The following is a 22244-nucleotide window of genomic DNA, read 5'->3' as shown; positions in this document are numbered from 1 at the left end:
CCGACCCCGTGGATGGGTGTGAACGCGGGGCCGCACCGGCGCGTGCGAGCCGGTCCGGAGAGAGACGAGGAGAACGAAAGACTTGAATGGCCGAATAGGCTGAGCGCCAGCAAATGGCTGCCATCCGCCTCGGCGGATGGGACGACGGCCGCAGGTGCGGCAGGCGCTTGCGCCGGTTTCTGCGCGACAGAATCGGCGCAGGGAGAAACACGAAATGGCCAGGCGAAACCAAGGAGGCCTCGCGGAGGCGGTGATGGAGTTGTTCGCGCTCATGCCCTGGTGGGTGGGCGTGATCGCGGCGCCGCTGTTCTATCTGCTGCTGCATCCCGTTGCGACGCAGGCCGTGCCGGTCGCCACCGAGGTGGGCCAGTACGGCGCCATGGCCACCCGGACCTTGTGGAAGACCTTCGCCTCGTTCGGGCAGTACCTTCTTCCGTTCTTCAGCCTGGTGGGGGCCGCGATGTCGGCATGGCGCCGCCGCCAGCGCAGCCGCCTTGCGGCGGAAGTGGCGCAGAACCCGTCGGCCGATGCGCTCGACGGCATGAGCTGGCGCGAGTTCGAGATGCTGGTCGGCGAGGGCTTCCGGCTGCAGGGCTTCCGCGTCGTCGAGACCGGCGGCGGTGGTGCCGACGGCGGGGTCGACCTCGTGCTGTCGCGGCCGGGCCAGAACGGCAGCGAGAAGTACCTCGTGCAGTGCAAGCAGTGGCGCGCCTACAAGGTGGGCGTCGACGTGGTGCGCGAGCTGTACGGCGTCATGGCCGCCAGGGGTGCCGCCGGCGGCTTCGTCGTGACCTCAGGGCGCTTCACCGACGAGGCGCGGCGCTTCGCGAGCGGGCGCAACGTCGAGCTGGTCGACGGGCCGCGGCTGCGGCAGCTGCTCCAGAAGGCGAGGGGAGGGGGCGCGCAGCCTGCGAGGCAGGAGCCGGCGCTGCAGACGCCAGCGGCTCACGTTGCTTCTGCGCCCGTGCAGCGGGATGGCGACGAGCGGCCGAGTTGCCCGGTCTGCGGGAAACGCATGGTGCGGCGCGTGGCCAAGCGTGGCGCGAGCGCCGGGGCGGCTTTCTGGGGGTGTGTCGACTATCCGGGGTGCAAGGGGACGCGGGGGATGGGGTGAGGTCGCGCGGCTCGCGGTGTCGCTGCAGGCGGCAGGATTGCGGATCGCCTTCATCCAGGTGGGCCGATGATGGCGACAACTCGGCTTCGTCGATCCAACTGGAGGAATGCCATGCGTGAGCCGTCTCGAACGAAGCCGTTCAGCGACTTCGTGGCGCATGCCTCGGAGGTGCTCGCCGAGGTGGCGGCTCAGCGTCAGCCCTTGGTGCTCACGGAGAACGGAGAGCCCAAGGCCGTTCTTCAGGACATGGCCTCCTACACGGAGACGCAGGAGACCTTGGCCTTGCTGGCGATGCTGGCGCTCGGCCAGCAGGAGGTCGATGCCGGGGAGGTCGTGCCTGCGGCCGAAGTGGTGGCGCGGCTGCGCGCGAAGCGGGCAGAGACCAGGCCCTGATGGCCTCACCCCGCCGCGAATAGCTCTCGCAGCGCCGCGGCAGTGTCCGGCAGGCCGGCGCGCTCCAGCATGTCGATGAAGGCTTCCGGCGTGTTGGGCGGCTGGCGCCAGCCCTTCAGCATCTGCTCGATGCGTGCACGCACAGGGCCGGCTGCAGGTCCACCAGGTGGCGCAGGAACACGTCGGGGTGCTGGGCCACCACGTCAAAACCCGCCAGCGTGTCGGCCGGGAAGTCGCGCTCGTTGAAGGTGACGATGACCTGGGCCTTGGCCCGCACGGCGGCGGCCAGCACGTGGCGATCGTCGGGGTCGGGCAGGGTCAGCGCCTGGATCATGGGTGCGTAGCCGCTGACACAGGCGTCCGGAAGGGCCGCATCCATCGCATCACGGCGGCGGTCCAGCGCGGCGGGGTCCACCTCGGGCCTGGCGCGCAGCACGGATCGGCGCCACTCGGCGTGGATGTCCTGGCTCCAGGCCGGGCGGTACAGCCGCGCCACGGCCAGTTCCAGCAGCAGGCTGGTCAGCGGCTGGCTGTGCAGGACGTTGGCGTCCAGGACGGCCGTGAAATGGCTCATCTGGCAGGGGCGGCGTGCCGGGAATCAGAGGCCCAGTTCGGCGTCGATGCGGGCCAGTTCGTCCAAAGCGGCACGCTGGCGGGCACGCTGCTGTTCGTCAAAGCGCAGCAGGTCTTCCAACGCGACGCGGCGGCGCGTGCCCACCTTGCGGGCGGGCAGCTTCTCTTCCTCGATGAGCTTCACCACGTAAGGGCGGGACACGTTGAGGTAGTCGGCCACCTCCTGGGTGGTGAGCTCGGCGTTCTGCGGCCGCAGGGTCACCGCGCGGCCCTGGCCGAGCTGGGTCAGCATGTCCACCAGCAGGCGCAGGGCGCCGGGCGGGATGGCGATCATCTCGTGCTGGTTGTCGTCGGTGACGAGGCGCAGCGCCGGGGCATGGGTGCTGCCGTCATCGGCCGGCAGCAGGCGGGCGAGCTGCCGGCTGGCTTCGCGGGCCTGGGCGATCTCGTGATCGCTGGGCAGCTGCGGCGGGCGGCGCATGGGGGCAGTCATGGTGGCTTCTCCAACGGACCGATCGATACCAGCCGACGAACGAAGCGAACGAAACGAGCGAAGCCAACAAAACGACTGCGAAGACGGGTCGGCAACCGGCCCGCGCCGCCGTTGGCAGGGCGCAATGGCACGGCAAGCGCACGGGGGGGGCCTGTCTTGCCGCGGTGCCCGCCTCCCCCACGCGCCGGGCGCCGCTCCCGCAAGACAGCCAGAAGCTCAGCCGCCGCCGCCTTCACCCCGCCGACCCGCTGCCGCCTCGCCGCCCAAGGCCAGGAACAGCGCCACGGCGTTGCCCAGCTCGGCGCGGCGCAGCTCCAGCAGCGCGAGCTGCGCCGCGTGCTGCTGGCGCCGCGCGTCCAGCAGTTCCAGCCGCCCCTCCAGCCCGGCGCGATAACGCAGCTCGGTCAGCTCGACACGGCGTGCGGCGCTGGCGACGGCGCGCGCCTGGGCTTCGATCTGCGGCCCCAGCGTCGCCGCCGCGGCCAGTGCGTCGGCGACCTCGCGGAACGCGGTCTGGATGCCGCGTTCGTAGCTCGCCAGGGCCTCGCTGCGGCGCAGCTCGGCCAGCCGCAGCTCCTGGCGCCGCCGGCCGCCGTCGAGCAGCGGCAGGCTGGCCTGCGGCGCCAGCCGCCAGACGCGGCGGCCGTCGCCGAACAGCGCGTCCAGCGACGGGCTGGCGACACCCAGCGCCGCGGTCAGCGTGATCTGCGGGAAGAAGGCCGCACGGGCGGCGCCGACCTCGGCCTGGGACGCGGCCAGCAGTTGCTCGGCCTGCTGCAGGTCGGGCCGGCGCAGCAGGCGCTGCGACGGCAGGCCCGCCGGGGCCTGGAGGGCCACGGGCGGAGCGTCCGGCGCCAGCGGCGGCGGCAGCTCGTCGGGCAGCGTGGCCCCGACCAGCAGCCGCAGCGCGTTGCCGGCCTGCTCCAGCGTCCGCCGGCGCGCCTGCAGCTCGGCTTCGGCCGAGGCCAGCTCGCCTTCGGCCTGCACCAGATCCAGCGCGCTGCTCTGGCCGGCTTCGCGCTGCAGCTGCAGCAGCGCCAGTGTCTGCCGCCAGTCCTCGTGTGTGCGCTCGGCCAGGTCACGCTGCGCCAGCGCCATGCGCTGGGCGAACCAGGCGTCGGCCACGGCGCCGTCCAGCGCCAGTTCGGCCGCGCGCCGCCCGTGTTCGCTGGCGAGGTAACGCGCCAGCGCGGCGTCGGACAGGGCTTTCACGCGGCCGAAGAAGTCGAGCTCGAAGGCGCTGAGGCCCGGGCCGAGGCTGGCCTGCTGCGAGCGTGTGGTGCGGCTGTTGCCGTCGCCGGCCAGCGCCCGCTCGCGCTGCGCGCCGGCTTCCAGCCCGACGGCGGGCAGGCGTGCCGCTCGTTCGATGCCGTACTGCGCGCGTGCGATCTCGACGTTCAGCGCAGCCAGCCGCAGGTCGCGGTTGTGCTCGCGCGCGGCGGCCGTCAGGCGCTGCAGCGCCGGGTCGGCGAAGACACCGCGCCACTCGGGTTCGACCTCGGCGGCCAGCGGGAAGGCCGCCGGCAGGCCGGCGTCGGCTTGCGGCAGCGGTGTCGGTGCGCCGGCACAGGCCGCCAGCAGCAGCGGCAGCAGGGCCAGAAACGGGGTCCGCATCGTCAAACCTCCTGCGGCGACGTGGTGCCGGCCTGGCGGCCGCGCCAGCGCTGCCAGCGCTCGGTGCCGCCGACGACCCCGACGAAGAACACCGGCACGAAGAACACCGCCAGCAGCGTGGCGCTGAGCATGCCGCCGAAGACGCCGGTGCCGATCGCGTGCTGGGTCTCGGCGCTGGCGCCGCTGGCCAGCATCAGCGGCAGCACGCCCAGCGTGAAGGCCAGCGAGGTCATCAGGATCGGCCGCAGCCTCAGCCGCGCCGCCTGCAGCGCCGCGTCGGCCAGGCCGTGGCCCTGGGCATGCAGCTGGCGCGCGAACTCGCAGATCAGGATCGCGTTCTTCGCCGACAGGCCGATGATCGTGATCATCCCGACCTTGAAGAACACGTCGTCGTGCAGGCCGCGCAGCATCACCGCGGCCACCGCGCCGACCAGCCCCAGCGGCACCACCAGCATCACCGACAGCGGCAGCGACCAGCTCTCGTACAGCGCCGCCAGCACCAGGAATACGACCAGCGCCGACAGCAGCATCAGCAGCGGCGCCTGCGCCGCCGACTGGCGCTCCTGCAGCGACTGCCCGGTCCAGGCGACGCTGTAACCCGGCGGCAGCTGCGCCGCCAGGCGCTCCATCTCGGCCATCGCCTCGCCGCTGGACACACCCGGCGCCGGGCTGCCGTTGATGCGCGTCGCCGGCACCCCCTGGAAACGCTGCATCTGCAGCGGCGCCTCGCTCCACACCGGCGTCACCAGCTCGCGCAGCGGCACCATGCCGCCGTCGGCGTTGCGCACCTGCAGCCGCAGCACGTCGTCGAGCTGCATGCGCGCCGACGCGTCGGCCTGCACGATGACCTGCTGCATGCGGCCGTCGTGCGGGAAGTCGTTGACGTAGAGCGAGCCCATCGCCGCCGACAGCGTCTGGCTGACGGCGTCGAAGGACACGCCCAGCGCCTCGCCCTTGCGGCGGTCGATGTCCAGCCGCAGGCTGCTGCCGGCGGGCAGGCCGTCGGCGTAGACCTCGCGCAGCCGCGGGCTCTCGGCCGCCAGCGCCAGCAGCTGCGCCTCGGCGGCCTTCAGCGCCGCCTGGCCGTGCCGGGCACGGTCCTGCAGCACCAGCGTGAAACCCGACGAGGTGCCGAGTTCGTCGATGGCCGGCGGCATCATGCTCATCACCTGGCCTTCGGCCGTGTCCTGCATCGCTTCCATCGCCCGCCCCACCTCATCCATCGCGGTGGCGCCGTCGCGCTGGTCCCAGTCCTTCAGCGTCGTGAAGGCCATCGCCGCGTTCGGCCCCGAGCCCGAGAAGCTGAAGCCCTGCACCACGAGGTTCGACTCGATCGCCGGGCGCGTCGCGATGTGGGCCTCGAAAGCCATGACGACGTCCAGCGTGCGTTCGGCCGTGGCGTCGGCCGGCAGCTGGATCGAGGTCATGAAGTAGCCCTGGTCCTCTTCGGGCAGGAAGGACGAGGGCAGCTCGCGCCAGGCCAGCACCAGCAGCAGGCACAGCGCCACGAACACCGCCATCACGCGGCCGCCACGCGGCAGCAGCGCGGCGACGCCGCGGCCGTAGCGCCCGCTCAGGCTCTCGAAGCCGCGGTTGAAGGCGGTGAAGAAGCGGTTGCGCGGGTGCACCGCGGACACCGGCTTCAGCAGCGTGGCGCACAGCGCCGGTGTCAGGCTCAGCGCCAGGAAGGCCGACAGCCCGATGGACAGCGCCATCGCCAGGCTGAACTGGCGGTAGATGACGCCCACCGAGCCGCTGGCAAACGCCATCGGGATGAACACCGCCGTCAGCACCAGCGTGATCGCGACCACCGCGCCGGTGATCTCCTGCATCGCCTTGGCGGTGGCCGCTTTCGGCGACAGGCCTTCGCTGGCCATCAGCCGCTCGACGTTCTCGACGACGACGATGGCGTCGTCGACGATGATGCCGATCGCCAGCACCATGCCGAACATCGTCAGCACGTTGATCGAGAAGCCGATCGCCAGCATCACCGCGAAGGTGCCCAGCAGCGCGATCGGCGCGACGATCGCCGGGATCAGCGTGCAGCGCAGGTTCTGCAGGAACAGGTACATCACGAGGAAGACCAGCACCATGGCCTCGGCCAGCGTGTAGAGCACCTTCTCGATCGAGATCTTCACGAAGGGCGCGGTGTTGAACGACACCGTCGGGCGCATGCCCGCCGGCAGCGTCGGCGCCAGCTCGTCCAGGCGGTCCTGCACCGCCTGCGCGGCGCGCACCGCGTTCGCGCCCGGCGACAGCTGCAGCGCGGCGCTGGTGGCCGGCCGGCCGTTTTCGCGGTTGGAGAAGGCATAGGTCTGCGCGCCCAGCTCGACCCGGGCGACGTCGCCGAGCACGACCTTGGAGCCGTCGCGGCCGGCGCGCAGCACGATGGCGGCGAACTCCTCAGGCGACGACAGCTGGCCCTGCACCGTCAGCGGCACGGTGACGCGCTGGCCCGGCAGCGCCGGCTCGTCGCCCAGGCGTCCGGGCGCGATCTGCGCGTTCTGGCGCTCGATGGCCTGCGCCACGTCGCCCATCGTCAGCCCGTAGCCGGCCAGGCGTTGGGGCTGCACCCAGACCCGCAGCGCCTGCTCGGCGCCGAACAGCTGCACGCGGCCGATGCCCTCGATGCGGCGCAACTCCTCGACGAGGTGGCGCGCCATGTAGTCGTCGAGCGCCAGCGCGTCGTGGCGGCCGTCGTCGGACACCAGGCCCACCAGCATCAGGAACCCCGAGCTGGCCGACTCCACCTGCAGCCCGTTCTGGCGCACCGCCTGCGGCAGCCGCGGCTCGACCGCCTTGAGGCGGTTCTGCACGTCGACCTGGGCCAGTTCAGGGTCGGTGCCCGGCTTGAAGGTGGCCGTGATCTGCGCCGTGCCCGAGGCGTCGACCGAGGAGTCGAAATACAGCAGGTTCTTGACGCCCGAGAGTTCACGCTCGATCGGCGCGACGACCGAGTCGGCCAAGGTCTGCGGCGTGGCGCCGGGATAGCTGGCGACCAGCGACACCGACGGCGGCGCCACCGACGGATAACGTGCGATCGGCAGCTGCGGGATCGCGATCAGCCCGAAGAGCACGATGAACAGCGCGATGACCCAGGCGAACACCGGGCGCTGGATGAAGAACTGCGGCATGCGGCGCTCCGGCTTCAGCGGCGCGCGGCGCGGGCCGTCGCGGGTTCGGCCCAGGGCCGGGCGGCCACGACGAGGCCGTCGCCGAGGCGTTCGCCACCTTCGACGACGACCTGCTGGCCGGCCTGCAGCCCGGCGGCGACGCGGTAGCGCCGCTGCACCAGTTCACCGAGCTCGACCGGCACCGCATGGGCCTGCTGCTGCGTGTCGACGACCCAGACACGCGCCTGCCCGCCGACGCGGAACACCGCCTGCTGCGGCAGCGTCAGCGCCGCCTCGTAACGGGCCCGCGGCACACGCGCCTGCACGTACTGGCCCGGCAGCAGCCGGCGCTGCGGGTTGGGCACGGCCACGCGCAGCAGGCGCTCGCCGGTGCCGACGTCGACCGCGGTGCCGGTCATCAGCACGCGCCCGGTCAACCCGGTCGGGGCACCGCCGGCGTCGAGGATCTGGACTTCGGCCTCGGCCGGCCATTCAGCGGTGGCCGAGGCACCGGGCAGGCGCAGGTCGACGTAGACGCGGTCGATCTGCAGCACACGCGCCATCGGCGCCGTGTCGCTGGCCGAGACCAGCGCGCCTTCGCTGACCAGGGCCTGGTCGACGCGGCCGGCGATCGGCGCCGTGACGGTGGCGAACTGCAGGTCCAGGCGGCGCCGTGCCAGCGTCGCGCGTTCGAGCGCGACCTCGGCCGCGGCCTGGTCGCGCGCGCTCAGGGCATCGTCGTACGCCTGGCGGCTGACGGCTTCGGCCGCCACCAGCGGCGCCAGGCGCTGCTCCTGCCGCTGCGCCCGCGCCAGCGCCGCCTCGGCACGCTGCAGCGACGCCGCGGCCATCTCGAGCTCGGCCTGGAACGGCCGCGGGTCGATCTGGAACAGCGGCCGTCCGGCGGCGACCTCGGCGCCCTGCTCGAACAGCCGGCGCTGCACGATGCCGCCGACCTGCGACCGGATCTCGGCGCTGCGCCAGGCGGCCACGCGGCCCGGCAGGTCCTCGGACACCGTCAGCGCGGTCGGCGCCAGCGTCTGCACCGCGACGTGCGGCGCGGGTGCCGGGCCCGTGTCGTCCTCGGCCGGCGTGCAGCCCGCCATTACCACCGCGGCCAGAAGCGCCGCCCGCCGAGTCCAGTTGTCGTTCATGTCCACACCCAGAGCGCGCGCCAAGGAAGGCCCGGCGCGTCGAGGCGCGGCAGTGTCGTGGCGCCGGGCTGCGGGACGATCGAGGTTTTGTGGAGATACGATGGAGGCGAACCGAGGAGACGCGATGCCCACCGCCGCCGAGCCGCTGAACGCGCTCGTCCTGATCGCCGAGGACGAGACCGAGATCGCCGAGATCCTCGCCGCCTACCTGGGCCGCAGCGGGCTGCGCACGGCGCACGCGCGTGACGGCCGCGAGGCGCTGGCGCTGCACCTGTCGCTCAAGCCCGACCTCGTGCTGCTGGACGTGCTGATGCCGCGCCTGGACGGCTGGAAGGTGCTGAGCGAGATCCGCCACCGCGGCCAGACGCCGGTGATCATGCTGACGGCGATGGACCAGGACATCGACAAGCTGACCGGGCTGCGCATCGGCGCCGACGACTACGTCGTCAAGCCCTTCAACCCGGCCGAGGTCGTGGCGCGGGTGCAGGTGGTGCTGCGGCGCAGCCGCTTCGGGCGCGCCGCCGAGGCGCCGCCGGTGCTGCGCGCGGGTGCCTTCGAGATCGACCGCGAGAACCACGAGGCCGCGGTGCTCGTCGACGGCCGGCGCCGGCCGCTGAACCTGACGGCCACCGAGTTCCGCCTGCTGGCCTGCCTGGCGCAGGCGCCGCGGCGCGTGCACACGCGCGAGGAGCTGCTGGCCAGCTGCCTGCCCGAGGGCGAAGCCCAGGAGCGCACCGTCGACAGCCACCTGAGCAAGCTGCGGCGCAAGCTCGAGGCCTGCGGCGTGACGGGCTCGCCGCACAGCATTCGCGGCGTCGGCTACCGCCTGGCGGCGGCCGAATGAGCGCCGCCGCGGCCTCCGGGCTCAGGCGCCAGATCGTGCTGGCGATGGCGGCGCTGGCGCTGGCCGTCATCCTGCTGTCGGTGCTGGGTTCGTACGCCTTCTATGCGTTCTTCATGACCTACTCGCCGTCGAGCATCTCCGACAGCTGGGTGCCCAACCGTGCCGAGGTGGCCTGGATGCTGGCGACGACGGCCGCGGCGCTGGCGATCGCGATCCTGGCGGCGACGCGGCTGTCGCGCCGCATCCTGCGGCCGCTGAACTCGGTGGCCGAAAGCCTGCGCGAGGTCGCCGAAGGCAATCTCCAGGCGCGTGCCGCCAGCGACGACCCGTCGCTGGGCGAGGCCTCGCGGCTGGTTGGCGACTTCAACACGATGGCCGAGCGGCTGCAGACCATGGCCGAGGAACGCCGCTTCTGGAGCGCCGCCATCGCCCACGAACTGCGCACGCCGGTGACGGTGCTGCGCGGGCGGCTGCAGGGGCTGACCGAAGGAGTGTTCGCGCCGGAGCCGCAGCTCTTCGAGAGCCTGCTGCGCCAGGTCGAGGGCCTGAACCGGCTGATCGAGGACCTGCGCGTGCTGAGCCTGACCGACAGCGGCCACCTCGACCTGCAGCGCACGCCGGCCGACCTGGGCGCGGAGATCGCGGCCGTCGTGCACGCCGTCGAGGCGCGGCTGGCGGCGCGCGGTTTCACGCTCGCGCTCGATCTGGAGCTGCCGGCCGCGGTCGACTGCGACCCGGTGCGCATCCGCCAGGCGCTGATGGCGCTGCTGGAGAACACGCTGATGCACGCCGACCCCGGCGCCCTGCACGTGCGCGCGCGGCTGCACGAAGGCTGGGCGACGCTGGCGGTCGAAGACGCCGGCCCCGGCATCCCGCCCGAGCTGGAAGGCCAGCTGTTCGAGGCCTTCCGCCGCGGCGACCCGTCGCGCTCGCGCCGCAGCGGCGGCAGCGGGCTGGGGCTGGCGGTCGTCAAGGCGATCGCCCGGGCGCACGGCGGGCGCGTGGGCCACCGGGCGCTGCCGGACGGCGGCAGCGCGGTGTGGCTGAGCTGGCCGGCCACGGGCGATGCCGGGTAGGTCGGCGCCGAGGTCCCTGCGTGGAGGGGGCTCGGGCGCTCGTCCCGCGATCCCGCGACGTCAGGCTGCGCCTCGGTCCCAGTCCTCCAACGCCTCCTTCATCAAGCCCGCGATCCACCGCTGCCGGTGGCTCGTCATGCGCGCCGTGCTCGCGGCCACGCTGATGCCGGCCAGCGGCTGGCCCTCGGCGTCGCAGACGGCGCGGCCGACGCCGAGCGCGCCTTGCACCGCGTGGTTGCCGACCACCGCCCAGCCGCGTTCGCGCGTGTTGCGCACCAGCAGTTCCAGGCGCTCGGGCGTCATGCCGCCGTAGCGCGCCAGCACCACGCCGTGGGCGTGGATCGCGGCCTGGGCCTCGTCGTCGGGCAAGGCCGCCAGCAGCGCCAGCCCGGCCGCGCCCACGCCCAGCGGCTGGCGCGCGCCGACCTGTACCGACAGGATCTGCACCGGGTAGGTCCCGACGTGGCGCGCGATGCACCAGGAGCTGTGCCCCTCGCGCACGACGGCGAAGGCCGCGTCGCCACAGCCCTTGCTGACGCGCGCCAGCACCGGCGCGATGCGCCGCGCCAGGTCCGAGGCCCCGGCCCCTTGCGCCTCGCGCCGCACCGCGGCGACGTAGTGGAAGCGCCCGCTGCGCTGCACGTGGCCGGTGTCCAGCAGCGTCGCCAGCAGCCGGTGCACGGTGGCGCGCTGCAGGCCGCTGGCGCGGCACAGCTCCACCACGCGCAGGCCGGCGTCGCCGGCGCGCTGCAGCCGGTCCAGCAGCAGCAGGCCGCGGCGCAGCGTGCGGCCTTCACCGTCGGGCGGCTGCTCGCGCGCGCCCGGCGGCCTGGGACTATCCCGAAGTTCGTCCGCTGGGCGGACGTTCGAAGGCGTGTTGTCGGACCCCATCACGAAGAATTTTCTCAGGTCGCAGCGCCGCACACCGCGGGCTCGCCGCCATACGAAGGAGACACGACATGACCCGGATCACCCGCCGCACCTGGATCGCCGCTGCTGCCCTGGCCGGGGCCGGCGCCGCGCTGCCCGCCCTGGCCCAGCCCGCCTACCCGAACAAGCCGATCAAGCTGGTCGTCGGCTACGCCGCCGGCGGCGCCACCGACGTCATCGCGCGCCTGGTCGGCCAGAAGCTCGGCGACAGCCTGGGCCAGACGGTGGTCATCGACAACCGCGCCGGTGCCAACAGCAACGTCGGCGCCGAAGCGGTGGCGCGTTCTCCGGCCGACGGCTACACGCTCTACGTCTACACGATCGCCAACACGATCAACGCGACGCTGTACCCCAAGCTCGGCTACGACCCCGAGAAGGACTTCGAGCCCATCGGCCTGATCGCCAAGGTGCCCAACATCCTGGTCGTCAACAAGGACGTGCCGGTGAAGACGCTGGCCGAGTACGTGGCCTACACGAAGGCGCAGCCGCAGGGCGTCTCCTTCGCGTCGTCGGGCAGCGGCTCGTCCATCCACTTGTCCGGCGAGATGTTCAAGATGATGACCAAGCTGAACATGCTGCACGTGCCCTACCGCGGCAGCGCGCCGGCGGTGAGCGACCTGCTCGGCGGCCAGGTGCAGAGCATGTTCGACAACGCGCCGTCGGCGATGCCGCACATCCAGAGCGGCCGGCTGCGCCCGATCGCGATCACCAGCCCGCAGCGTTCGCCGCTGCTGCCCGACGTGCCGACCTTCATCGAGTCGGGCTACGCCGACTTCGACGTGCAGAGCTGGTTCGGCCTGGCCGCACCCGCCGGCACGCCGGCGGCCATCGTCAGCAAGCTCAACGCCGAACTGGCCAAGGTGCTGGCGCTGCCCGAGGTGAAGAAGCGCCTGGCCGAGATGGGCGCCACGCCGGCGGGCGGCTCGCCGGCCGACATGCGCAAGTTCGCCAGCGCCGAGATCAAGCGCTGGAACGCCGTGGTCAAGGCCTCGGGCGCCAAGGCGGACTGACGGCCGAGCCGACACGAGGATTCCATGTTCCCGATCGACTTTTTCTGGCGCGCAGCGGCGCGCTGGCCCGAGCGCAGCGCGATCGACGCGCCCGAAGGCCTGACCAGCTACGCCGTGCTGGCCGGCGAGGTGGCGGCGCTGGCCGCGGGCCTGTGCGCGCTCGACGCCACGCCCGGCAGCCGCGTCGGCATCCTGGCCAGGAACTCGCGCGAGCACCTGCTCGCGTTCCTGGCCACGCTGGCCGCCGGCAAGGTCTGGGTGCCGCTGAACGTGAAGAGCACGGCGCCCGAGATCCAGCGCATCGTCGACATCACCCAGCCGAGCATCGTCGTCGTCGATCCGGACAGCGCGGCGCTGCTCGCCGCGGCGAACACGCAGCGCATCTGGACCGGCGCACCCGGCGACGATGCGCAGCCGACGCTGGCCACGCTGATCGCGCGGCACGCGGGCGCACCGCGCATCGACCTCGCCGCGCTGGGCCTGAAGGACGGCGACACGCAGGCCATCAAGTTCACCGGCGGCACCACCGGCGCGCCCAAGGGCGTGATGCAGCCCTACCGCGCCTGGCTGGCCAACATCACCAACCAGATCCACGGCTGGGGCTTCGACGAGCACGAGCGCTACGTGCTGGCCGCGCCGATCACGCACGGCACCGGCACCTACGTGATGCCGATCCTGGCGCAGGGCGGCTGCCACGTCGTGCTGGCCCAGGCCGGTGCCGAGGCGGTGCGCGCGGCTTTTCGTGACCGCGCCGGCACCTGCTGCTTCATGCCGCCCACGCTGGTCTACATGCTGATGGCCCTGCCCGGCAGCAGCCGCGCCGACTACCCGCGGCTGCGCCGGCTGATCTACGGCGGCGCGCCGATGCCGCCGGAGAAGATCCGCCAGGTGCGTGCCTTCTTCGGCCCGGTGCTGGGCACCACCTACGGCCAGACCGAGGCGCCGCAGATCCTGACGCTGATGCGGCCCGAGGACTTCGACGACGAAGACAACTGGGCCAGCGTGGGCCGGCGCAGCTGGTTCAGCGACGTCGAGATCATGGCGCCCGACGGCAGGCTGCTGCCGCCCGGCGAGATCGGCGAGGTCGTCGCGCGCGGCGACCTGGTGATGAGCGGCTACTGGCGGCTGCCCGACAAGACCGCCGAGACGCTGGTCGACGGCTGGCTGCACACCGGCGACCGCGGGCTGATCGACGAGCGCGGTTATCTGTTCCTGAAGGACAGGCTGAAGGAGCTGGTCATCACCGGCGGCTTCAACGTCTACCCGATCGACGTCGAAAACGCGCTCGGCCAGCACCCCGCGGTGCACGAGTGCGCCGTCTTCGGCATTCCCGACGACAAATGGGGCGAGGCCGTGCAGGCCGCGGTGCAGCTGCGCGCCGGCGCCACCGCCACGGCAGCCGAGCTGATCGCCTGGGTGCGCGAGAAGCTGGGCCCCGTGCAGACGCCCAAACACATCCACTTCCACGCCAGCCTGCCGCGCTCGCCGGTGGGCAAGGTGCTGAAGACCGAGGTGCGCCAGATGGCGCTGGAGTCTTCGGCACCCACATCCGGAGACCCGACATGACGACCCAGAAGGTGCCCGAGACCCGCCTGTGCAGCCACACGCTGACCAGCCTGCACTACCGCGACAAGAACCTCGTCGAAGACCTGCTGGGCCGGCGCACGTTCACCGAGGTGATGGTGATGCAGATCCTGGCGCGCGAACCGCGCCCGGTGGACATGCGCATCGTCGACGCGGTGCTGATCGTGCTGATGGAGCACGGCCTGACGCCCAGCGCCATCGCCACGCGGCTGATCTACATGAGCGCGCCCGAGAACCTGCAGGGCGCCGTCTCGGCCGGGCTGCTGGCGGTGGGCAGCAGCTTCGTCGGCACGATGGAGAACTGCTCGCGCCTGCTCGACCGCATCCAGGCGGCGGGCGATGCCGACGCGCAGAAGGCCGAGGCGCTGGCCATCGCGCGCCAGCACAAGGCCGAACGCAGCGCGGTGCCGGGTTTCGGCCACCATCTGCACAAGCCGGTGGACCCGCGCGCCTACAAGCTGCTGGAGATGGGCCGTGCCGAGCCCGACCTGAAGGGCGACAAGGTCGCCGCGCTGATGACGCTGTCGGCCGCGGTCGACGAGGTGGCGGGCCGCGCGATCACGATCAACGCCACCGGCGCGGTCGCCGCGCTGCTGGGCGAGATCGGCGTGCCCACCGGCGTGATGCGCGGCTTCGCGGTGATCTCGCGTGCCGCCGGGCTGGTGGCGCACATCGTCGAGGAACAGCAAAGCCCTTCGGGCCGCTTCATCTGGGACACCGTGGAGCACGCGATGCCGACGGTCATCGACCATGGCTGAACGTGTGCTCGTCACCGGCGGCAGCCACGGCCTGGGCCGGGCGATGGTCGAGCGCCTGCGGGCCGACGGCTATCGCGTCGTCAACCTCGACCTGCAGCCCGCCGCCGCGCCGCACGCCGACGAGGTCTTCGTGCAGGCCGACCTGACCGACGAACCCGGCCTGCGGGCGGCGCTGGCCGCGGTGCTCGAGCGCGAAGGCCCGATCACGCGCCTCGTCAACAACGCCGGCATCGTGCGCCCGGCTTCGTTCGAGGAGACCGAGCTGGCCGACCTGCAGGCCGTGATGGCGCTCAACGTCGGCGGCTCCATCGTCTGCGCGCAGGCGTTGCTGCCGGGCATGAAGGCGGCGCGTTTCGGCCGCATCGTGCACATCAGCAGCCGCGCCGCCGTCGGCAAGGCCACACGCAGCGCCTATGCGGCCAGCAAGGCCGCGCTGCACGGCCTGGCGAAGACGATGGCGCTCGAACTCGGGCCGCACGGCATCACCGTCAACGCCATCGGCCCCGGGCCTATCGCCTCGCCGCTGTTCGACCGCGTCAACCCGCCGGGCGCGCCGGCCACGCAGCAGATCGTCGACACGATCCCGCTGCGGCGCATGGGCCAGCCCGCCGAAGTGGCGCACATGGTCGCCTCGCTGCTCGACTCGCGCGCGGGCTTCGTCACCGGGCAGGTGCTGTACGTCTGCGGCGGCATGACGGTGGGGCTGGCGGCATGAACGCGATGCCAACCGCAATGCCCTTGAGCCTGGAAGGCCGCGTCGTCTTCGTCGCTGGCGGCGGCTCGGCCGGGCCGGGTTTCAGCATCGGCCGTGCGGCCTGCATCACCTATGCGCGCCTGGGCGCGAAGGTCTGCGTCGCCGACCGCGACCGCGGCTCGGCCGACGAGACCAGCGCGCTGATCCGCGCCGAGGGCGGCAGCGCCGAGACCTTCGTCGGCGACATGGCGCAGGAGGCCGACATCGTGCGCATCTTCGCGGAGGCGGCGGAGCACTTCGGCCCGGTCGACGCGCTGCACCACAACGTCGGCATCGGCAAGACCGGCGGGCCGATGGAGACGAGCGCGGCCGACCTGGACCGCATCCACGCCGTCAACGTGCGCAGCCTGCTGACGGCGGCGCAGCAGGTGCTGCCGGGCATGGCCGAGCGCGGGCGCGGCGCCATCGTCACGATCTCGTCGGTGGCCGGGCTGCGCTACCTGGGCTACCCGCACCTGGCCTACGGCGTGACCAAGGCCGCGCTGTCGCACTTCACGAAGCTGATCGCGCTCGAATACGCCGGCCGCGGCGTGCGCGCGAACTGCGTCGTGCCGGGGCTGATCGACACGCCGCGCATCGCCAGGACCGTGGCCGACCGCTTTGCCGCCGACCTGGACGAGGCCCGGGCCGCGCGCGACCGCCAGGTGCCGATGGGCCGCATGGGCACCGCCTGGGAGGTGGCGCATGCCTGCGCCTTCCTGCTCAGCGACGCCGCGGCCTACATCACCGGCACCGAGCTGGTCGTCGACGGCGGGCTGGTGGGGCGCTACGCCTGAGCGGCGGGGCCTGGTCGCTGCGATGCCGCCGGCCGCGGCGGCGCCAATGCCTCATCCGGCGCTCTCGCCATCCTCGGCGGCTGGCAGGTAGATGCTGAAGGTACTGCCCTCGCCCGGCTGGCTGTCGACCTCGATCACGCCGCCGTGCGCGCGCACGATGCCGTGTGCTGCCGCCAGGCCCAGGCCCGTGCCTTCGCCGACCGGCTTGGTGGTGAAGAAGGGCTCGAAGATCTTGCCCAGCAGCTCGGCCGGGATGCCGCTGCCGGTGTCGGCGATGCTCACGCGCGCCCAGTCCGGCGCCGTGCCGGGCGCCGCGTCGACCGTCGCTGGCTGCCCACGATCCGCGGTGATGCGCACCTGCCCGCGCTCGGGCCCCATCGCCTGGGCGGCGTTGCGCACGATGTTCAGCAGCACCTGCTCCATCTGCACCAGGTCGATGCGCACGCTGCTGTCCGCGGCCAAGGTGATGGTCAGCGTCTGCTGGTGCGGCAGCGCGGCGCGCAGCAGCCCTTCGGCGTGCGCGAGCCACGCGCCCAGGCCGATGCGCTGCGGCGCCGGCGGCTTCTGGCGCGAGAAGTCCAGCATCTGGCGCACCAGCGCCGCGGCCTTGTCGCCGGCCAGGCGGATGCGGCCCAGGTTGCGCGCCTGGCGCGAGCCGGGCACGGCCTCCAGCTCGCAGAGTTCGGCCAGGCCGTTGATCGAGCCCAGCAGGTTGTTGAAGTCGTGCGCGATGCCGCCTGCGAGCGTGGCCACGGCGCGCAGCTTGTCGTTCTCGCGCAGGCTGTCCTCCAGCCGCTGCTGGCGGCCGACGTCGCGGCCGATGCAGACGTGGTTCAGCAGTTCGCCCTTGCGCCCCAGGATCGGCGAGATCGACCACTGCACGCTCAGCGTGCTGCCGTCGCTGCAGGCCAGCGGGCCGACGCGGCGGCCGGGCCGGGTGCCGCCCGGCGGCTCGGCCCAGGCCCCCGCACCTTCGACCGCCTGGCGTCGCGTCCAGCCGGTGGCGCGGCAGAAGGCCGGGTTGACGTCGTCGCACCGGCCGTCGAGGTCGAGTACGACGATCATCTCGTCGGTCTGCTCGAACATCGCCACCAGCGTCTCGTGCTCGCGCCGCCAGCGCTGCTCGTGGTGCGCGCGCTGGGCCAGCTCGTGCGGCAGCATCAGCGCCAGCAGCAGCGGCAGCGCGTCGCCGCGCACCAGGCGCTCGCGCCCGGCGTGTTCGGCGCTGCCGGGCGGCGCATCGCGCCAGGCCTGCGCCAGCGCCACCTGCGCGCGGCGGTGCAGCTCGTGCATCTGGTCGATCGCCGGCCCGTCGGCCAGGCTGGTCTTGGCCAGCTCGGTGGCTTCGCCCAGCGCCGTCTCGTGTTCCAGCTCGCTGTCGGTCAGCGCGATGCGCCGCAGCAGCTCGACGTAGCGCGGCAGCAGCGCGTCGACGCGGTCCATCAGCCGCCTCCGACGCGCATCACCAGCACGCCGGCGTCGTCGCGGCCTGGCGCCGCCTGCTGCAGCAGGTGTGCGCACAGCAGGCCGGGGTCGCGCTCCCATTCGGGCAGCAGCACCGGCAGCTGCAGCGACTCGTCGAGCCCGTCGCTGAACAGCAGCAGCCAGTCGCCGGGCAACAGGTCCAGCTCGGACTCCGACACCCGCGCCGGCAGGCCGCCACCGACGATGCCGTTCTGCGACGGCAGCCGGCGCATGTGGTGGTCGCGCAGCCGCATGCAGCGTGTGTTGCCGACACCCGCGTGGCGCAGCCTGTCACCCTGCACCCGCACCAGCCCGACCGCGGCGCCGCGCAGGCTGGCGAGCGCGCGGTCCAGGCGCTGCATCAGCGCCGGCAGGCTGGCCTCGGGGGCGGTGGCGAGCGCCTGCACTGCGGCGTCGGCGGCGCAGGCGGCTTCCGCGCCGTGGCCCAGCCCGTCGACGATGGCCAGCAGGCCCTGCGTGGCGGCCGCGCCGGCGGGGCTCAGGTCGAACCAGGCGGCGGCGTCGCCGCAGGGGCCCTGGCGCTCCATCGCGCGCGTGGCGCTGGCCACGCCCGCCGCCCAGCGCCGATGCACGGCCACGGGCGTCAGCGCAGCGGGGGCCACCATTTGCGTGCCACCACCCGCGTGCCGCGGCCGGGCCCGGTCTGCAGGTCGAACTCGTCCATCAGGCGCTGCACGCCGGGCAGGCCGCAGCCCATGCCGCCGCCGCTGCTCCAGCCTTCGGTCATCGCCAGGGCCGGGTCGGCGATGCCGGGGCCGTCGTCCTCGGACACCAGCTCGACGCCCTGGTGCCGGCCCCGCTGCAGCAGCGTCAGCCGCAACCGGCCGCCATGGTCGGCGTAGAGCCACAGGTTGTTGGCCAGTTCCGAGGCCGCCGTCGCGACGTGGGCGCAGAACACCGGGCTCGCGCCGTGCCCGGCGCAGAAGCGCTGCGCGCCGGCGATGACGGTCGCGACGTCGTACTCGCCGCGCACGTCGAAACTCACGGCCGCCGCCTGCGCCGCCTGCGCCGCGTTCATGGCCGGCGCGGGCGCACCAGCTGCACCGTGACGACGGTGCCGCTGCCGTCGGAGCGGATGTCGAAGACGTCGACCAGCCGGCGTGCGCCGGGCAGGCCGGCACCGAGGCTGCCGCCGGTGGAATAGCCGTCCTGCATCGCCAGGTCGAGGTCCCGGATGCCGGGGCCCTGGTCGCTGATCATGGCCTGCAGCCGCCAGTGGCGCGCGTCCGACAGGTCGGCCAGCTCGCAGCGCGCCTGCACGGCGTAACGCACCGCGTTGCGGCCGAGTTCGGAGACGGCGGTGGCGAAGCGGGTCTGGTCCATGACGCCCAGCCCCACCTGGCGCACGAGGTCGCGCGCGGCGAGCCGGGCGCGCACGATGTCCTCGCCGCTGCGCAGCTCAAGCATGGCGCGGCGGCTCGTCGGCGCCGGGGGCGGGCGGGTCGAGCGCGCGCGCCATCAGCCCGTCCAGCTGCGCCAGCGCGCGTTCCAGCGTGAAGCTGGTCCTGACGTCGACCAGCCGGCTGCCCATCTCGACCAGCGTCATCGCCACCGCCGGCTGGATGCCGCAGACCACGACCTCGGCGCCCAGCAGGCGCAGCATGCGCGCGCTGTCGTTGAGCACACGCGCCATGAACGAGTCGATCAGGTCCAGCGCCGAGACGTCGATGACGACGCCGCGTGCCTGCATCGTGGCCGCACGCTCGGTCAGGGCGGCCTGGAAGTCCATCACGCCTTCGTCGGTGATGTCGGCGCCCAGCGCCACCAGCAGCACGCGGGCGTTGAGCCGCAGGATGGGCACGCGCATCGGGACGGGCCTAGACCGGCGCCACGCGGCGCCCGGTGAGCTGCAGCGCCAGCGCCATGCCGGCCTTCAGCGAACCGCGGGTCGGCACGCCGGACATGTCGATGCCGAGCTTGACCATCGTCTGCGCCGTGCTCGGGCTGATGCCGGTGAGGATGACGCGGGTGCCCAGCATCTCGGCCGCGGCGACGGTCTTGAGGATGTGCCGCGCGACGCTGGTGTCCATCACCGGCACGCCGGTGACGTCGATCAGCGTGACTTCCGACTCCGATGCGGCGATGGCCTCGAGCAGGCGCTCGGAGATCTGCTGCGCGCGCACCGAGTCGACGACGCCGACCAGCGGCAGCAGCAGGATCGAGTCCCAGAGCGTGATCACCGGCGTGGACACCTCGCGCAGCGACTCGCTCTGGCGCTTGATGACCTCCTCGCGCGCGGCGACGAAGGACGAGGCCAGCACCAGCACGCAGCGGTCGAGCAGGCGCTCGACGTGCAGCGTCGCGGCCAGGCGCGTGTCGGCGAGCGCCACGTCCTCGTGCAGTTCCTCGATCAGCGACTCCTTGCAGGCGAGCACGAAGGTGATCGATTCCTCCGGCGTGAAGCCGCGCGCCACGCGCACCTGGCTGGCGCTGCGCAGCGCGGCCGACAGCGGGTGGTCCGGGTCACGGTCGAAGGCTTCGCTGCCCGAGTCCAGCACCTGGGCCAGGCCGTCCAGCAGCGCCTGCATCTCGGCGTTCAGCTCGGTCTGCGGGGTCAGGCCGCGCAGGTAGTTGCCGCCGCTGGCTTTCAGGCGCGCCTGCCAGCGCGCGCTCAGGCTGTCGCTGCGGCGGCGCAGCAGCGTCAGCAGCAGGGGGTCGGGGCTTGCTGTCATCGTTGGGATGCCGCCAGGGCCTGAGTCAGCGCCGACTGTAGATCATGGCGGCTGAACGGTTTGCTCAATTGGCAGCTGGCACCGGCCAGGGCTGCGGTCTCGAGGTTGAACTGCGGCGACAGCACGCGCCGGCCGCCGGAGATCGCGATCACCGGCAGCTGCGGGTGGGTGCGGTGCAGCTCGACGATGACACGCGTGCCGTCGATGCCGGGCATCAGGATGTCGGTGATGACGGCGTCGAAGCGGCCGGCGCGGCTGCGGAACAGCGCCAGGCCCTGTTCGCCGTCGGCCGCCTCGGTGACGGCGTGGCCGTCGAGCTCCAGCATCTGGCGCAGCGTGTCGCGCAGCAGTTCGTCGTCGTCTATCAGCAGGATCTGAGCCATGGCGCTCGACCTTTCATCTCGTCTTGCGTCAGAACAGCTCGATGCGCTGCAGCGGCTCGCCGGACGGCGCGCCGGCGGGCGCGCCGGCGTCGGGGTCGGCGTGTTCGGCTTCGAGCTGCAGGTACTCGGGCGCCAGCGCCTGGGCGCGGCCCTCGATGTCCTGCGTGTCCTGGCGTCCGCTGCGCAGCCGGGCGATGAGCTCGGCGAGCACGGTGTTGCGGTTGGCTATGGCCGGCTCCACGCGGTCGACGATCTGCTTGAACACGTCCTGGTACTGCGCGGTGTCCAGCAGCCGGCCGATGCCCTGGTCGAGGTCGGTGTTGTGCTGCGTGACGGCGGTCATCAGCATCTCGTAGAACTGGCGCATGTCGACGTAGCTCTCGTCGAGCTGGCGCGTCATCTGGCCCAGGCGGTCGGCCTCGGCCTCGTTGTGGCGCGTGCGTTCGGCGAAGTCGCCGCTGAAGCCGGCCTCGACGGTGCCGACCAGGCGCGAGATGTCCTCGTTGGCCTTGGCCGCGGTCTCGTTGGCCTGCGTCGCCAGCCGGCGCACCTCGCCGGCGAGCACCGCGAAGCCCTTGCCGGCCTCGCCGGCGCGGGCCGCCTCGATCGCGGCGTTGATCGCCAGGATCTCGGTCTGGCGCGCGATGGCGCGGATCGTGTCGGTCATGTCCGACAGGCTCTTGACCTCGTCGACCAGCTGCTTGAAGTGGCCGCGCTCCTGCGCGATCTGCGCCGGCAGCGTCTGCACGAAGGCCGCCAGCTCCTGGATGATGTGGCCGTTGAACTCGATGCCGGCCTGCATCGCCTCGCTCTGCGTCTGCGCGTGGCCGAGGTAGGTGACCAGGCGGCTGGACAGGCCGCGCAGCTCGGCCAGGCGCTCGACGAACTGCAGCGCCGCGGTCTCGGACAGGCCCACCGCGCGCCCGAGTTGCAGCAGCACCTGACGGTCGAGTTCGCGGATGCCTTCCAGCGTCGCGCCGTCGGGATCACGTTGCCCCGGCGCGGCTGCGGGGGCGATCCACTTCGCCAGCCGCGCCCGCCAGCGTGTGCTCCAGGGCAGGGCTGGGGCCGAGCCGGTCTGCTCGGTCGTCACCTCAGGCTCCCGGCAGCACTTGCTTGATCACGCGCACGAGGTCGGCGCTGGCCACGGGCTTGACCAGCCAGCCGGTGGCGCCGAGCTTCTTGGCCTCGTCGCGCTTGGCCTGCTGGCTCTCGGTGGTCAGCGTCAGGATGGGGGTGAAACGCAGCACCCGGCGCGCCTGGCGGATCAGCTCGATGCCGTCCATCTTCGGCATGTTGATGTCGGTGATCATCAAGTCGGGCTTGAGCCCCTTGTTGATCTTGGCCATGGCCTGCTCGCCGTCGGCGGCCGTCTCCACCTTGAAGCCCGCGATCTCGAGCGAACTCTTGACGCTCATGACCATGGTGGCGGAGTCGTCGACGATGAATATGGTCTTCATGGGATCGGGAAGTTGGGCGGCTGTGTGACCTGTCGCGGGTCGGCAGCCGGGGGCCTCC

The 22244-nt window shown here is 72.6% G+C and carries 24 protein-coding genes; 9 read left to right on the top strand and 15 right to left on the bottom strand.

Annotation, left to right across the window (positions count from 1 at the left end; genetic code table 11):
• Window positions 1-214 precede the first annotated feature (214 nt).
• Entirely contained in the window at window positions 215-1114 is a 900-nt protein-coding gene (locus tag EV684_RS09090) for a restriction endonuclease (protein ID WP_132646404.1), read from the top strand.
• Window positions 1115-1225: 111 nt separating this feature from the next.
• A complete protein-coding gene (locus tag EV684_RS09085; protein WP_132646402.1) occupies window positions 1226-1507 on the top strand; it encodes a type II toxin-antitoxin system Phd/YefM family antitoxin in 282 nt (93 codons plus the stop codon).
• 115 nt (window positions 1508-1622) lie between these two features.
• On the opposite strand, the gene EV684_RS09080 is transcribed toward EV684_RS09085, so the two are convergent.
• From EV684_RS09080 to EV684_RS09060, 5 genes are all read right to left on the bottom strand, one after another.
• Window positions 1623-2081 carry a PIN domain-containing protein gene (locus EV684_RS09080; protein WP_132646400.1) on the bottom strand — a complete coding sequence of 153 codons (459 nt, stop codon included), beginning with the start codon at window positions 2079-2081 and terminating at the stop codon, window positions 1623-1625.
• A gap of 24 nt (window positions 2082-2105) precedes the next feature.
• Entirely contained in the window at window positions 2106-2561 is a 456-nt protein-coding gene (locus EV684_RS09075; protein WP_132646860.1) for a helix-turn-helix domain-containing protein, read from the bottom strand.
• A gap of 228 nt (window positions 2562-2789) precedes the next feature.
• Complete coding sequence (locus EV684_RS09070) at window positions 2790-4187, bottom strand: efflux transporter outer membrane subunit (RefSeq protein ID WP_132646398.1); 1398 nt, start codon at window positions 4185-4187, stop codon at window positions 2790-2792.
• A gap of 2 nt (window positions 4188-4189) precedes the next feature.
• Window positions 4190-7321 carry a multidrug efflux RND transporter permease subunit gene (locus tag EV684_RS09065; protein ID WP_132646396.1) on the bottom strand — a complete coding sequence of 1044 codons (3132 nt, stop codon included), beginning with the start codon at window positions 7319-7321 and terminating at the stop codon, window positions 4190-4192.
• A 14-nt stretch (window positions 7322-7335) separates the two neighbouring features.
• A complete protein-coding gene (locus EV684_RS09060) occupies window positions 7336-8454 on the bottom strand; it encodes an efflux RND transporter periplasmic adaptor subunit (RefSeq protein ID WP_132646394.1) in 1119 nt (372 codons plus the stop codon).
• Window positions 8455-8578: 124 nt separating this feature from the next.
• Between EV684_RS09060 and EV684_RS09055 the strand changes: the two genes are divergently transcribed.
• The gene (locus EV684_RS09055) at window positions 8579-9298 is read left to right on the top strand and encodes a response regulator (RefSeq protein WP_132646392.1); all 720 of its coding nucleotides are present in this window, start codon (window positions 8579-8581) and stop codon (window positions 9296-9298) included.
• Window positions 9295-10374: a sensor histidine kinase gene (locus EV684_RS09050; protein WP_132646390.1), complete on the top strand. Its 1080-nt coding sequence runs from the start codon at window positions 9295-9297 to the stop codon at window positions 10372-10374. Before EV684_RS09055 ends, EV684_RS09050 begins: the two co-directional genes overlap by 4 nt.
• 60 nt (window positions 10375-10434) lie before the next feature.
• Here the strand turns inward: EV684_RS09050 and EV684_RS09045 are convergent, their stop codons facing one another.
• Entirely contained in the window at window positions 10435-11265 is an 831-nt protein-coding gene (locus EV684_RS09045; protein ID WP_132646858.1) for an IclR family transcriptional regulator domain-containing protein, read from the bottom strand.
• A gap of 68 nt (window positions 11266-11333) precedes the next feature.
• Between EV684_RS09045 and EV684_RS09040 the strand changes: the two genes are divergently transcribed.
• Genes EV684_RS09040 through EV684_RS09020 form a run of 5 tightly spaced genes read left to right on the top strand, consistent with a single transcriptional unit; the run spans window position 11334 to window position 16186 of the window.
• On the top strand, window positions 11334-12314 hold the full coding sequence (locus tag EV684_RS09040) for a tripartite tricarboxylate transporter substrate binding protein (RefSeq protein ID WP_132646388.1): 981 nt from the start codon (window positions 11334-11336) through the stop codon (window positions 12312-12314).
• A gap of 24 nt (window positions 12315-12338) precedes the next feature.
• The gene (locus EV684_RS09035) at window positions 12339-13880 is read left to right on the top strand and encodes a class I adenylate-forming enzyme family protein (protein WP_132646386.1); all 1542 of its coding nucleotides are present in this window, start codon (window positions 12339-12341) and stop codon (window positions 13878-13880) included.
• Window positions 13877-14656: a citryl-CoA lyase gene (locus tag EV684_RS09030; RefSeq protein ID WP_132646384.1), complete on the top strand. Its 780-nt coding sequence runs from the start codon at window positions 13877-13879 to the stop codon at window positions 14654-14656. Before EV684_RS09035 ends, EV684_RS09030 begins: the two co-directional genes overlap by 4 nt.
• Window positions 14649-15371: an SDR family NAD(P)-dependent oxidoreductase gene (locus EV684_RS09025; RefSeq protein WP_132646382.1), complete on the top strand. Its 723-nt coding sequence runs from the start codon at window positions 14649-14651 to the stop codon at window positions 15369-15371. Before EV684_RS09030 ends, EV684_RS09025 begins: the two co-directional genes overlap by 8 nt.
• On the top strand, window positions 15368-16186 hold the full coding sequence (locus EV684_RS09020; protein WP_132646380.1) for an SDR family NAD(P)-dependent oxidoreductase: 819 nt from the start codon (window positions 15368-15370) through the stop codon (window positions 16184-16186). Before EV684_RS09025 ends, EV684_RS09020 begins: the two co-directional genes overlap by 4 nt.
• Before the next feature lie 51 nt (window positions 16187-16237).
• Here the strand turns inward: EV684_RS09020 and EV684_RS09015 are convergent, their stop codons facing one another.
• The 9 genes from EV684_RS09015 to EV684_RS08975 are packed head-to-tail and all read right to left on the bottom strand — an operon-like array spanning window position 16238 to window position 22186.
• Window positions 16238-17629 carry a two-component system sensor histidine kinase NtrB gene (locus EV684_RS09015; RefSeq protein ID WP_165908444.1) on the bottom strand — a complete coding sequence of 464 codons (1392 nt, stop codon included), beginning with the start codon at window positions 17627-17629 and terminating at the stop codon, window positions 16238-16240.
• Window positions 17629-18249, bottom strand: a complete 621-nt coding sequence (locus tag EV684_RS09010) for a SpoIIE family protein phosphatase (protein ID WP_165908443.1) — start codon at window positions 18247-18249, stop codon at window positions 17629-17631. Before EV684_RS09010 ends, EV684_RS09015 begins: the two co-directional genes overlap by 1 nt.
• A 5-nt stretch (window positions 18250-18254) precedes the next feature.
• Entirely contained in the window at window positions 18255-18689 is a 435-nt protein-coding gene (locus tag EV684_RS09005) for an ATP-binding protein (RefSeq protein WP_132646374.1), read from the bottom strand.
• Window positions 18686-19078 (bottom strand): ATP-binding protein, encoded by a 393-nt coding sequence (locus EV684_RS09000; protein WP_132646372.1) that lies wholly within the window; start codon window positions 19076-19078, stop codon window positions 18686-18688. Before EV684_RS09000 ends, EV684_RS09005 begins: the two co-directional genes overlap by 4 nt.
• Window positions 19071-19478, bottom strand: coding sequence for an STAS domain-containing protein (locus EV684_RS08995; RefSeq protein ID WP_132646370.1), 408 nt, complete (start codon window positions 19476-19478; stop codon window positions 19071-19073). Before EV684_RS08995 ends, EV684_RS09000 begins: the two co-directional genes overlap by 8 nt.
• A gap of 10 nt (window positions 19479-19488) precedes the next feature.
• Window positions 19489-20343, bottom strand: coding sequence for an STAS domain-containing protein (locus EV684_RS08990; RefSeq protein WP_132646368.1), 855 nt, complete (start codon window positions 20341-20343; stop codon window positions 19489-19491).
• Window positions 20340-20726: a response regulator gene (locus EV684_RS08985; RefSeq protein ID WP_132646366.1), complete on the bottom strand. Its 387-nt coding sequence runs from the start codon at window positions 20724-20726 to the stop codon at window positions 20340-20342. The genes EV684_RS08990 and EV684_RS08985 overlap by 4 nt, the downstream gene beginning before the upstream one ends.
• 28 nt (window positions 20727-20754) lie before the next feature.
• Window positions 20755-21819 (bottom strand): methyl-accepting chemotaxis protein, encoded by a 1065-nt coding sequence (locus EV684_RS08980; RefSeq protein WP_132646364.1) that lies wholly within the window; start codon window positions 21817-21819, stop codon window positions 20755-20757.
• A 1-nt stretch (window position 21820) separates the two neighbouring features.
• A complete protein-coding gene (locus tag EV684_RS08975; protein ID WP_043815880.1) occupies window positions 21821-22186 on the bottom strand; it encodes a response regulator in 366 nt (121 codons plus the stop codon).
• Between the last annotated feature and the right edge of the window lie 58 nt (window positions 22187-22244).

This window comes from Rubrivivax gelatinosus (genome assembly GCF_004340905.1).
GTDB lineage: Bacteria > Pseudomonadota > Gammaproteobacteria > Burkholderiales > Burkholderiaceae_C > Rubrivivax > Rubrivivax gelatinosus.
This window is presented reverse-complemented; position numbering and strand designations above follow the sequence as displayed.

Bases quoted from the DNA above. Each gene is read 5' to 3' on its own strand.
- EV684_RS09050 (WP_132646390.1), top strand. From the start codon at position 9,295: ATGAGCGCCGCCGCGGCCTCCGGGCTCAGGCGCCAGATCGTGCTGGCG.
- EV684_RS08995 (WP_132646370.1), bottom strand. From the start codon at position 19,478: ATGCGCGTGCCCATCCTGCGGCTCAACGCCCGCGTGCTGCTGGTGGCG.
- EV684_RS08990 (WP_132646368.1), bottom strand. From the start codon at position 20,343: ATGACAGCAAGCCCCGACCCCCTGCTGCTGACGCTGCTGCGCCGCCGC.
- EV684_RS09085 (WP_132646402.1), top strand. From the start codon at position 1,226: ATGCGTGAGCCGTCTCGAACGAAGCCGTTCAGCGACTTCGTGGCGCAT.
- EV684_RS09020 (WP_132646380.1), top strand. From the start codon at position 15,368: ATGAACGCGATGCCAACCGCAATGCCCTTGAGCCTGGAAGGCCGCGTC.
- EV684_RS09045 (WP_132646858.1), bottom strand. From the start codon at position 11,265: ATGGGGTCCGACAACACGCCTTCGAACGTCCGCCCAGCGGACGAACTT.
- EV684_RS09070 (WP_132646398.1), bottom strand. From the start codon at position 4,187: ATGCGGACCCCGTTTCTGGCCCTGCTGCCGCTGCTGCTGGCGGCCTGT.
- EV684_RS09080 (WP_132646400.1), bottom strand. From the start codon at position 2,081: ATGAGCCATTTCACGGCCGTCCTGGACGCCAACGTCCTGCACAGCCAG.
- EV684_RS09015 (WP_165908444.1), bottom strand. From the start codon at position 17,629: ATGGACCGCGTCGACGCGCTGCTGCCGCGCTACGTCGAGCTGCTGCGG.
- EV684_RS09030 (WP_132646384.1), top strand. From the start codon at position 13,877: ATGACGACCCAGAAGGTGCCCGAGACCCGCCTGTGCAGCCACACGCTG.
- EV684_RS09065 (WP_132646396.1), bottom strand. From the start codon at position 7,321: ATGCCGCAGTTCTTCATCCAGCGCCCGGTGTTCGCCTGGGTCATCGCG.
- EV684_RS09055 (WP_132646392.1), top strand. From the start codon at position 8,579: ATGCCCACCGCCGCCGAGCCGCTGAACGCGCTCGTCCTGATCGCCGAG.
- EV684_RS09040 (WP_132646388.1), top strand. From the start codon at position 11,334: ATGACCCGGATCACCCGCCGCACCTGGATCGCCGCTGCTGCCCTGGCC.
- EV684_RS09025 (WP_132646382.1), top strand. From the start codon at position 14,649: ATGGCTGAACGTGTGCTCGTCACCGGCGGCAGCCACGGCCTGGGCCGG.
- EV684_RS09060 (WP_132646394.1), bottom strand. From the start codon at position 8,454: ATGAACGACAACTGGACTCGGCGGGCGGCGCTTCTGGCCGCGGTGGTA.
- EV684_RS08975 (WP_043815880.1), bottom strand. From the start codon at position 22,186: ATGAAGACCATATTCATCGTCGACGACTCCGCCACCATGGTCATGAGC.
- EV684_RS09005 (WP_132646374.1), bottom strand. From the start codon at position 18,689: ATGAACGCGGCGCAGGCGGCGCAGGCGGCGGCCGTGAGTTTCGACGTG.
- EV684_RS09000 (WP_132646372.1), bottom strand. From the start codon at position 19,078: ATGCTTGAGCTGCGCAGCGGCGAGGACATCGTGCGCGCCCGGCTCGCC.
- EV684_RS09035 (WP_132646386.1), top strand. From the start codon at position 12,339: ATGTTCCCGATCGACTTTTTCTGGCGCGCAGCGGCGCGCTGGCCCGAG.
- EV684_RS08985 (WP_132646366.1), bottom strand. From the start codon at position 20,726: ATGGCTCAGATCCTGCTGATAGACGACGACGAACTGCTGCGCGACACG.
- EV684_RS09075 (WP_132646860.1), bottom strand. From the start codon at position 2,561: ATGCGCCGCCCGCCGCAGCTGCCCAGCGATCACGAGATCGCCCAGGCC.
- EV684_RS09090 (WP_132646404.1), top strand. From the start codon at position 215: ATGGCCAGGCGAAACCAAGGAGGCCTCGCGGAGGCGGTGATGGAGTTG.